Source organism: Pseudoclavibacter sp. AY1F1 (assembly GCF_002931075.1).
Taxonomy (GTDB): Bacteria; Actinomycetota; Actinomycetes; order Actinomycetales; family Microbacteriaceae; genus Pseudoclavibacter.
In genome coordinates, this window is record NZ_PSTQ01000024.1 from 17,644 (window position 1) to 18,758 (window position 1,115).

At 66.1% G+C, this 1,115-nt stretch carries 3 protein-coding genes; all 3 read left to right on the plus strand.

Annotated features, from left to right (window positions below; all coding sequences use genetic code 11):
- Positions 1-412, plus strand: a 412-nt coding sequence (locus tag C5B85_RS18795; protein WP_146078037.1) for a single-stranded DNA-binding protein, incomplete at its 5' end; no start/stop codon positions are given.
- A 9-nt stretch (positions 413-421) separates the two neighbouring features.
- Positions 422-808, plus strand: coding sequence for a glutaredoxin family protein (locus C5B85_RS19730; protein ID WP_104287540.1), 387 nt, complete (start codon positions 422-424; stop codon positions 806-808).
- Between the two features lie 109 nt (positions 809-917).
- Positions 918-1,115: hypothetical protein (locus tag C5B85_RS19465; protein ID WP_219819452.1), on the plus strand; the 198-nt coding region annotated here is incomplete at its 3' end.

Consider the following 1,115-nt stretch of genomic DNA (forward strand, 5'->3'; position numbering starts at 1 on the left):
GTTTGAGGGGAACTTCACGTCGACCCCGCAGCTGAAGACGGGCGGTGGGCAGTCGTACACGAGGTTCTTGCTCGCGACCACCGACCGGAACAAGGTCGAGGGGAAGTGGGTGGACGGCGAGCGGACGTCGGTGCCGTGCGTGGCGTTCGGGCAGGAGGCGGAGATGATCTGCCGCACCTTTGAGAGGGGCGACCTGGCCGTAGCTGCTGGCCGTTTCCGGATGGGCACGCGTAGGAACAAGGAGGGCGTGCTGGTCCCGGACAACCAGCTCACGGTGAAGCTCATCGGTCCATCCCCTCGGTTCACCGCGGTGGCCATCGACCGAGAGCGCCGTCCAGCACCTGAGACGGGGCCGGTGGTGACGCCCACGACGACGTGGGCGACCAAGACGCCTGGCTCGGGAATGGCGTAGGCCCGGGTCATGGAACGCAGCATCGAAGTCATCTCCACCCCGAACTGCGGGCAGTGCACGGCCACCAAGCTCGCGTTCAAGAGCGCGGGCATCGCGTACGAGGAACGCGACGCCACCGTGGACGCCTCGGCGGCGGACGAGGTGAAGCAGCTCGGCTACTTCAGCGCACCCGTGGTGCTTGTGAAGATCGGCGGGCAGCTCGTCACGCACTGGGGCGGGTTCCGGCCCGACAACGTCCGCATTCTCGCCGCCTCCGCTCGGGAAGCAGAGACGCGCGGAGTGCCCGGACAACAGCGCGGAGAGCGTGCCGCCGACGTGCACGCCGACGACGCACGAGGAGCCCTCGACCGGGTGCGCGCAAGCGCCAGTACCGCAGGAGTAAGCCGGTCGCTCTGACCCACCTCACGGTTCGGCGCGCCCGCCGAATCACATCCGAAGAGCCGGGCATTATACACTATGGTGAAATCTGTGCTGCGGTGTCTTCTTCACGAGAAACGAAGGATTCATGGCCCGCAAGGGAAAGCAGCGCAGTTCGGACTGGAACCAGATGTCGTTCGACATCTTCGGTCTGCCGGAGTCGGTGGCTGATGCGAAGGTAGCCGCAGCCAAAACGGGAGGGATGGACGATGAGCCACAGGTACGAGTCGAACGTGCGGGGCTACCTGCAGCGGGCGACGCCACAGGAGTGGGCAGTCATGGAGGA